An 8,761-nucleotide genomic window follows, 5' to 3' on the forward strand; every position below is an offset into this window, starting at 1 on the left:
CCTAGTAAGTAAGTTTAACATTTAAATAGGTATTTCGCAATTGTTCGGGAGTCATCTTGGAAGCCATGACTTGAATCTGTTCATCCACAACATCTATACGATACTTCCACTGAGAACCGATAGAAGAGTTAATCGCTCTATCTCCCATTCCACCAATTTTGAATGGGTTCCCGCCAGCAATTTGGTCGGGATTATGGAGTGCTGCCTGAGTATCCAGCCATTTTTGTGCTTCGGTTGTCGCATCGCCACGTGACATACCCGATTCAACTAACTCTTGAAACTTTCTTGATAATGCTTCTTTACGTGCTGCCTGTTGCGCCGCATTTCCCTCTATAGCACGACCTTCTGCGATATACTTTTCACGGTTATCAAGGTATTCTTGAACAGTGAGCTCATTCATGCCCTTTTCCTGATTAGCCAGTTGACGGGAAAACTCGATTTCGTCATGCTTAGGGTTGTGATTAAATTCAACTTCAATTTTCTCTAAGCGTGCAACCTCATCACTACTCTGGTAGAGCTGATGGTTGGAGACCACCTCATCCAATTTACTTGAAACCGAAGCGAGGTCATTCCCATCACTGAGAACCGTCTGACGAGATGGGGTTCTAAGGCTAGCGATAACATCGCCAATTGTAGTCACCTCACCTACGCTTCCCTCTGCCACATAAGCATACTGCGGAGATATCGTCGGTAATTCAATACTACGAATGGTGTCCACTACGTTATCCACCGTTTCTTGCGCATAGCCGTAGGTGGTCTTTAAACTGATGGTCAAATCATCTAGCACCTCAGCCATCTTGACCTTAGCACTCTGAGCAGCGGCTTCTAACCCTTCCGCATATTTTCGCAGGCTGTTGGCATCCATCAGCTCATCACTGAAGCCTACTGCCTCATCCAAGTAACGCAGTTTAGATAAGTCACTGAGATCATCCATCTTTGTGACAGCTCTAGTCACATCACTGATGCTGTCTGCCGCCTCCGCAAGCTCCCCGGTCTTGCCAAGCTTGCCCAAGCCGCCGCCAACAAAGAGACTCCCAACCTCAAAGGCATAACCGCCCATGGCATACCAGTCGCCCTCACTTATATCCGTCCAAACCTGTTTCCCAATCCCGGACAATGTATCCTTAAAGAGCTGCTGATCTGAAATCAGCTCATCTGCAGGAGTCCCTTTTGGCATCACATCCAAAGCGATTTGCGGGACAGGAGACAGGTAGGTGAGCCCCCCAATAGCCATCCGTCCTAGAACCACCACACTGTCTATGGTTCCTTGGACGTCAGCCCTTTCCCAGTCAGAAGCAATGCCCAGCAACTGTTTGTTTTGTTCTATCCCTAAATGCACCAGACTCACACCACCCTCAAGCAGGCCACCTACGGTATTGGTCACTCCTCCTAAGGCCCCGTAGATCAATTGTGTGACAGGATCAGTCCCTTCTGCATTATCCTTCCACAGGTCACTCCACCAATCCGTGCATTCCCTTATGTAGGCTTCCCAAGGGTGGTGTTTCTTCCAATCAGCCTCTTCTTTTTCTTCTGCTTTCTTCTTGGCTTCCTGCTCTGCTTTCTTTGCCTGAGCTATCTGCTTCTGCAGGTCATCGTCCATGGTCTTAACCCCATCCCCAAAGGCCGTGCTGCCCGTAAAGGCAGCGTAGCGGCTGTCACTGTAAGAAATCCCTGTCAAGGTCTGCAGGGAACTTAGGGTAGTGCTGTAGACATCCAATAAAGAAGAAGCCGAACTGGCAGGTCCGGCATTGTTATAATCATTTACCTTGGTGATTGTATCGGTTAAAACCTTGGCTGCCGCATCAGAATCCTCATCATAGTTGGAGGAAGGCCCCGATAGGTCAATAATATCGGCAATATCATCTTAAATGGCGGTGATATTGGATTCTAAGTTTGCCTTGGTTTCCTTGTAGGAGGTTAGTTTTTTCGACAGGTCGGTCAGATAGGCTTCATCCAAGACTGCGGATTCATTGCTTTCTCCCGTATCCTCTTGGAAGCTGGCAATAGCAGAGCCCAGTTCACTGGAGAGCACCGTCAGAACATCGGCCATGCCCACATGCAGGGCGGCATCATAGTTATTGAGCTGATTATAGACTGCTGTTCCGACCTGACCGTAAAGGGCACCTGTTTCTATGAGGGTGTTGGTAGCAGACTTGGCTGCATCCAATTCACTGATTCTGGTCTTGGCCTCGCTGGAGAGAGTTGACTGGGCTTTCAGAAGCTCCGCCATATCAACATGAAATCCCATTTTAATGCTCCTTTCTCTTAAAACCTATTTGATAATAAGCAGCTGCTTCCTTAGGACTCATGAAAGCAGTTGAGCGTTGACGTTTAGCAATTTGTCTCGCCCTAAGAAACTCAGCACGCTCTTCTTCTCTGTCATCACGGTAACCTTCAAAGACAACCTTTTTTATCATTAGATTAGACACACGAAACTGGGCGCTGCCCAGCTGTTCACCATGCGGCCAAAGACGGCCGACATAGTCAAGAATATACTGCTGATAACCTTCCCGCAATTGCAATTTGCGGCCGGTTAACATTACCATCAGCTTTGTATCATCCAGTGACTTTTTAAAGATAGGAGGCATCTTATCCACATCAAGCTCAACGACTGTGCCAAGAGGATAGATAGGCGTGTAAACCATATCAATAAGCGCCACCAAAGTCATAAAATCCGAACGCGAACAGGTAAACGAATAATCATCTCCGGATACAATAACCTCATCTGGCGACTGAGCAAACAAGCAATGTAACTCTCTATCCAAAAAGGATTTGTAGTGATAGTGACTTCCGCCGCTGACAAAAACCTGATAAGCTTCGTTAAAAATACCAGCCATGTAGCCATATTTTCGAATGAAGCGAACCAAATCTTCACTTACTTCGAATTGTTCAAAATCGGCTTCCTTCAGCAGTTCCTGCATAGTTTCTAATGGTTCCATCTTCACACCTCATTTAAATCGTATTGTATGGGTATTTTCTGTTATCTGTTCAGACAGACTGGCGTCTTCTTGAACAATCGTATCGCCAACAGCTTTCATTTTAGCTGTATTCGTTGTTGTATAAGTCTGAAGAGACGATAAAACCGTGTTAAACTTAGCCTCTAAATCAATGATACTCGTCAGCCGGCTCAAATTTGTTTTCTCCAAACTGGCCGCCGTTAGCGCTTCAATAGCTGCAACAGCTGTTGCCTGACCAGCAATATTGCTGTCCCATGTCTCCTTATCAACCCCTACTATCGTTCCCATGATTGGTTCTCCTTACCAAATAGAATTCCAAAAACTGACCGCCGCATCTACTGCACTGGAAAGAGCAGTAGACCAATCACCCACTGAGGCTTCAAGCACAGCAATTTTAGCATCCAGCGAAGCTGCATTCGCCTGGTGGACATTTAAATCAGCTTTTATATCCGATACTGCCGTTTGAGTCTTTTTGTCAAATTTATCTCTGATGTCCCCCTTAAACGAGTCATCTGCAAGATTGGTCTGCAGATCAGCCTTAAAATTATCCTGAAAATCTCCGTAGTCTCCAATCTCTTGATCCAAAGATTTCTTGGCCTCTCGCAACCTCTCTAGTTTGGCCTGAGCATCCCTGAGGTTACTTTCGTAATTGCTTGCCATTCCTTCGAAGCGCTGCGCTTCACTAGTACAGTAATTATTATGTGTTGCTTTCTCTGATGATGATATTTCCATTCAACTACTCTCCTGACAATGAAACCTGTAACAAATCTAGTATACTATAAATAATTTCTATACTCAAATAAATTAAAATAATTATTAGAAAACGATAACATTTTCTAAACACCTGTTGTCTTAGTTCCATCCATTAGCAATTCTTCTCATTTCAGCACGCAAAGAGTCCACTTTTTCTAGCTGAGAACGGTGTTTTTTTTGATACTCCATCTCTTCACGCTCTAGTGCATCATCTAGCAAGCGCTTGCGAAACAGATAAAACTCCTCGTTAGCTTCCTGATATAAATTGAGGGCCTCTCTTGCATGATTAAAATCATAAAGCTCATTCTGAGGCAGTCTTTGAATGTCATAATATCTACCCTCAATCTGACTCTCAATATTAAAGCGGTGGGCATTAATATCAGAATAGTCTTCATCAAACTGCCTTTGCAATTGGCGGTGGTCTCTTTCCATATCCTCTAACACTCTTGTTTCTGTTAGAGCTTCGCTTCTAACCTTATCCCATTTATCCATAACACTATTTCCCTGCTATTATTCTTAAACGTTTTTCTCATTTTATCATTTTCGATAAGCGATATCAAGACGCCCTTCTCTTCCGTTTGTGTCAAGTTTCTCTCGGAAAGTTTTTCAAAGTCCTAGATCCATTCCTTTAGTTGACCGATTGGTATGCTGACGGCTCCGTTCAATACGATGCTTGCCTGCAGAGTTCTGTGTGGCTCGTGCGGTAGCTTTTTAAGTACTTGTCGCATACTGATGGCAAGCTCATCACTAAAGCTTTGATGTGGAGTAGAGATACGATACAAAGCTTCAAATGTACCTAAAGAGGCTGGGCAAAAAGTCTTTAAACATAGAAAATAGCTTAGAACTGTGTTGTCAGAAACATTGATTCTAAGCTATTTTTTAATATTCAAATTTTAATTGTAAGGCTAAAATTTTAGTTTTTGCCCAACCTCTTTCTATTTCTTTTGAGGATTCGCTTCAGCTAGTCTGCCATAGAGCAGATAATCTACCTGTCTAAGCTCTGCGATTGTCCTACAATCCAAGGCACACATAATCAGGCGTAAATCGTCTTTCCAACCGTTGATAATTGAGATGACCTTGTCAACAGGATAACGTTCAACCAGCTCTAAAACTGTCCGTGATAGACCGACCGCTCTAGCTCCTAGGACAAGGCACTTGACCATATCCAGCGGATGACGAACACCGCCTGAGGCAAGAATTTCTGTCTCATCAACTAAGTCCTGCAGATTAAGAAGGGATTGAAGGGTCGTCTGTCCCCATTCATTGAGGTAAGAACGGTTGTCACCACGTTGATTTTCAATATAGGCGAAGCTAGTACCACCGCGACCTGAAATATCAAAGGTTTTATAGCCCTTGCTAATAGCAAAGCTGATGGTCTTTTTATCCATGCCAAAGCCGACTTCCTTGAGAATCAAGGGACTTTCGAGTCGGTCGATGTAATCCGTCAGATTCTTCTTCCAAGAGCGGAATTCACGTTCACCTTCTGGCATGAGAAGTTCCTGCATCAGATTAAGATGGACTTGTAGAAAGATAGGATTCATCTGATCAAGGGTTTGCTGAGCCAAGTCAACAGACTTATCGATACCGATATTGGTGGCAAGGAGCAAGTCAGAATTTTCAGAACGAAAATCATAAGAATCATCGTCTGGATTTTTCAGCGCAGCCGAGTAAGATCCTGTCACCATAACCAGACCAGTAGCTGCCGCTACCTGAGCCAACTTGCGGTTGACAGCTCTGCCTTTTTCCGAACCACCCGTCATAGCATTGATGTAGAATGGAAAGTCAAAGTCCTGACCAGCAAAATGTGTCGACAGATCAATCTCTGCCAAATCATAGGTCGGTAAGGAAGTGTGAATCAATTCCATATCATCAAAGGCATTGTAGGGTGACTCGTACTTGAGCGCATACTTGATATGATCGTCTTTACGATTAGTCATGATTCCACCTTTCTTGATAGAGGAGTTCGATGCCAGCATCCTGCCAGCGGTCGAGGAGAATTTGGCTATCTTCCTGAGAAAAACTGATGGCAATACCGCAGTCTCCACCGCCTGAGCCTGAAGATTTTGCGATAATATCTAGTCCTTTTTCAGCCTCCTTGAGGCTTTTTAATTTATCAACGTAAATAGCTGAGCTGAGACCTTCTAAGAGGTCTGATACCTTTTGTAGACTGTCTTTTAGACGATTTTTATCAGCAGACAGCAGTGCTTCTTTGCAGATTTGGACTTCTTTTTCCGTTTCTTGTAAGAAGGTCTGGTCAATCAAGGACTTAGCAGCTGTTATCATATCTTTTGAAATAGCAGGTTGTCTGGTCCAGCCGACTAGAAAATCTGCTGATAATTTTGCTTGCACCAGCTCAATCTCATAACCCCAGTCCATATCAAGCACGGTTTTTAAATCATGCTTTCTAATCTGCTCTGCTATTAGCTTTCTATCAAAAGACTTATAGGCAATCAAAGCTTGGTAGGCGATACAGGCAATGTCTCCCATGGAGCCATTGTCACCAGACTTGAGCAGAGTATAAGCTGCCAATTTAAAGAGCCTATCTGCCGTCAAGTCCTGATTAAATAGGACCGACAAAGCCTTGATGGTCAAGACTGTAACTGAACCACTTGAACCGATACCGAATTTCAAACCATCTTTCTCCAACTTTCCAGAAATATCTAGTTCAAATTTTGGCAAAGACTGTCCATAATAGGTTTCAAAGGTGTCGATACTAGCCTGAATGAGTTGATAATTAGGGTCAGGCTTGCGGCTAGCGCTGTAAGTAAACATATCCGACTGCAACTTGGTCGTCTGAGCAAGCTTAGCTGTCGCCGTCATACAAATTGGAATATAGTTGATGAGGGCAGTTTGACCAGCTGTCAGCACCGCATATTCGCCAGCCAAATAAAGCTTACCACCTGTTTGCACTTGAACTTGTTTCATCTTAGAGTTCCTTGGTTTTTGAGACGATGACATCATAATCCTGACGGAAAATGTCAGCCAAACGCTCCAAATCTTCTGCTAGACAGAGAACCTTCACGTTAGGTCCAGCGTCCATTGTGAAATAGCAGCGCTCGCCAGTCTGACGTAATTCCTTAACACGCTCCATTGCGGCATAAGACTTGTCAGTCAAGTAAGAAAAACTTGGGCTAGAAGTTCTAGTCGTTTCATGCATGCGAAGAGCATTTTCCTCAGTCAAGCGACCAACTTTCTCAAAATCGTTGGCAGCAAGGTAGGCAAGCATGTCCTTGTAATCCTGCTCTGATTGTTTGATCCATTCTGGGAAAGACGTTGAGGTTTCTGTACAGAGTTTCATTCCTTCTCGGCTTGAAATAGGCTTACGCTGATCGTTTAAAACTAGCATAATCATGGCTAAGTCCAAGTCCGTCTTGACAGGATAGACCTCGCCACTATCCTTGTCCCAAGCTGAAAGCGGTCCGAAGAAAGAACGAGATGAGGAACCAGAGGCAAACTTAGCAATCTTAGCTAGTTCAGACTGGCTTTTACCAGCTTGAAAGAGGTCATTCGCTGCCTTAACAAGGGCTGACAGACCAGAAGATGACGAAGAAAGCCCTGCTGCTGTCGGCATATTGTTCCAGGTTTCAATCTTGACATGTTGACTAGGGTCTTGCCTAAAGAGGTCTAGGACTTTACTAGCCTTGGCAAGTTCTTTTTCTCCTTGTTCGATATCATCAATAAACATGATATCAGCGCTAGCATTTTCCAAAAAAGAAAGCTTGGTCTCAGTGTACATGTTCTCCAAAGTCAGCGAAATGCTTGACGTTGAGGGAATCATCTTGGCAGCATCCGCCTTACCCCAATACTTGATGATAGCGATATTTGCGTAAGATTTGACGCTTACAGGTTTTCGATCCACGTGTTTACGGCTCCTTCTTCTTCTAATTGCTGCGCTAAAATCAGAGCAGCCTCCTTATCTTTGACTAGGGTAATGATGCAACCACCGAGCCCACCGCCTGACATCTTGGCACCTAGGGCACCATGATAGAGGGCAGTATCAACCAGGTGATTGGCTTCTGCTGATGAAACGCCCAACTCCTTCAAAAGTTGATGGGATAGAGTCATCGCTTGCCCGATTTTATCCAGATTTTTCGCTGAAATTGCCAGCTCGATACGATCTGTCAATTGTCCTAATCCATGTAATAATGGCAGAGCTTTTTCTTCAAGCGCTTCTACCTTTTCAACGGCTTCACGTGTATGACCATGAATACCAGTATCAGCGATAATCAGCTGGGCATCCAAGTCCATAGCAAGTTCAGAAAAGCCTACATTTCGGATAAATTTGATTGCTTGGTCACTAAGACAGGTCTTGGCATCCAGACCACTAGGATTAGTATGGGCAATAATTTCTGCCTGATTGACCAGCATTTCTAAAACCTGATTGTCCAAGTCTTTCTGATAGTAATCAAAAACAGCTCGAATGGCTGCAATAGCAACCGCTGCAGATGAACCCATACCACGTTTTTCTGGAACCGTTGACTCAATGTCATAGGTCAAATGACGATCTTCAATTTCCAAATACTCAAGCGCAGCAAAAACCGCTGTTGACAGCGGATCTTTAATGTCTAATTCAAGAGCTTGATCAGACTTCTTCAAGTGACAAACCACTTCAATATTTTTGAGAGGCAGAGCGATTGCAGGATAACCATAAACAACCGAATGCTCCCCTGTTAAAATAATCTTACTGTGGGATTTTCCCACACCATATGTCTTTGTCATAAAACTTTCTAACGATTTCTTTTTAATAGTAGATTGACCAAAAGAAAGCAGAATCTTTTGTGAATGAATCACATCAATGTATCCTTTTGTCAATTATGCCCGAGACTTGAAAGTTAGGATTGTGAGTGTTCAAGCCACTCTTTGCTAAATTCCAAGTGCTTCTATCAGGCTTTGCATCACCTATTATTTTACTATAAAGCTTAAGAAAATGCGATTTTTTGCCTAAAAGTCTGGAAAGCTAAATTTCAAGTGCAAGTTAGCCATTTAGTAAAACATCTTTAGGAGATTTATAGCCTAGTATTTTCTTAGGATAATTGTTTATCCAGTTTTCA

General features: G+C 43.6%; 10 protein-coding genes. All 10 read right to left on the reverse strand.

Going from position 1 to position 8,761, the window contains the following annotated elements; translation table 11 throughout:
* Nucleotide 1 precedes the first annotated feature (1 nt).
* The 10 genes from JOC28_RS07090 to mvk all read right to left on the reverse strand — a co-directional run bounded on the left by JOC28_RS07090 (nucleotide 2) and on the right by mvk (nucleotide 8,429).
* Nucleotides 2–1,678, reverse strand: coding sequence for a polymorphic toxin type 15 domain-containing protein (locus JOC28_RS07090; RefSeq protein ID WP_205009999.1), 1,677 nt, complete (start codon nucleotides 1,676–1,678; stop codon nucleotides 2–4).
* 186 nt (nucleotides 1,679–1,864) lie between these two features.
* On the reverse strand, nucleotides 1,865–2,248 hold the full coding sequence (locus JOC28_RS07095) for a T7SS effector LXG polymorphic toxin (RefSeq protein ID WP_205010000.1): 384 nt from the start codon (nucleotides 2,246–2,248) through the stop codon (nucleotides 1,865–1,867).
* Between the two features lies 1 nt (nucleotide 2,249).
* Nucleotides 2,250–2,939 (reverse strand): DUF4176 domain-containing protein, encoded by a 690-nt coding sequence (locus JOC28_RS07100; RefSeq protein ID WP_205010001.1) that lies wholly within the window; start codon nucleotides 2,937–2,939, stop codon nucleotides 2,250–2,252.
* A gap of 9 nt (nucleotides 2,940–2,948) precedes the next feature.
* The gene (locus JOC28_RS07105) at nucleotides 2,949–3,245 is read right to left on the reverse strand and encodes a hypothetical protein (RefSeq protein ID WP_205010002.1); all 297 of its coding nucleotides are present in this window, start codon (nucleotides 3,243–3,245) and stop codon (nucleotides 2,949–2,951) included.
* A 12-nt stretch (nucleotides 3,246–3,257) separates the two neighbouring features.
* Nucleotides 3,258–3,689, reverse strand: a complete 432-nt coding sequence (locus JOC28_RS07110; protein WP_205010003.1) for a hypothetical protein — start codon at nucleotides 3,687–3,689, stop codon at nucleotides 3,258–3,260.
* 120 nt (nucleotides 3,690–3,809) lie between these two features.
* Nucleotides 3,810–4,202, reverse strand: coding sequence for a hypothetical protein (locus tag JOC28_RS07115; protein ID WP_205010004.1), 393 nt, complete (start codon nucleotides 4,200–4,202; stop codon nucleotides 3,810–3,812).
* Between the two features lie 443 nt (nucleotides 4,203–4,645).
* Entirely contained in the window at nucleotides 4,646–5,647 is a 1,002-nt protein-coding gene (gene fni / locus JOC28_RS07120) for a type 2 isopentenyl-diphosphate Delta-isomerase (RefSeq protein ID WP_205010005.1), read from the reverse strand.
* The gene (locus JOC28_RS07125; protein WP_205010006.1) at nucleotides 5,640–6,635 is read right to left on the reverse strand and encodes a phosphomevalonate kinase; all 996 of its coding nucleotides are present in this window, start codon (nucleotides 6,633–6,635) and stop codon (nucleotides 5,640–5,642) included. Before JOC28_RS07125 ends, fni begins: the two co-directional genes overlap by 8 nt.
* Nucleotide 6,636: 1 nt before the next feature.
* Entirely contained in the window at nucleotides 6,637–7,569 is a 933-nt protein-coding gene (gene mvaD, locus JOC28_RS07130; protein ID WP_205010007.1) for a diphosphomevalonate decarboxylase, read from the reverse strand.
* Nucleotides 7,551–8,429: a mevalonate kinase gene (gene mvk, locus JOC28_RS07135; RefSeq protein WP_205010008.1), complete on the reverse strand. Its 879-nt coding sequence runs from the start codon at nucleotides 8,427–8,429 to the stop codon at nucleotides 7,551–7,553. The genes mvaD and mvk overlap by 19 nt, the downstream gene beginning before the upstream one ends.
* Nucleotides 8,430–8,761: the final 332 nt, after the last annotated feature.

It is taken from the genome of Streptococcus loxodontisalivarius (assembly GCF_016908645.1).
Classification (GTDB): Bacteria; Bacillota; Bacilli; order Lactobacillales; family Streptococcaceae; genus Streptococcus; species Streptococcus loxodontisalivarius.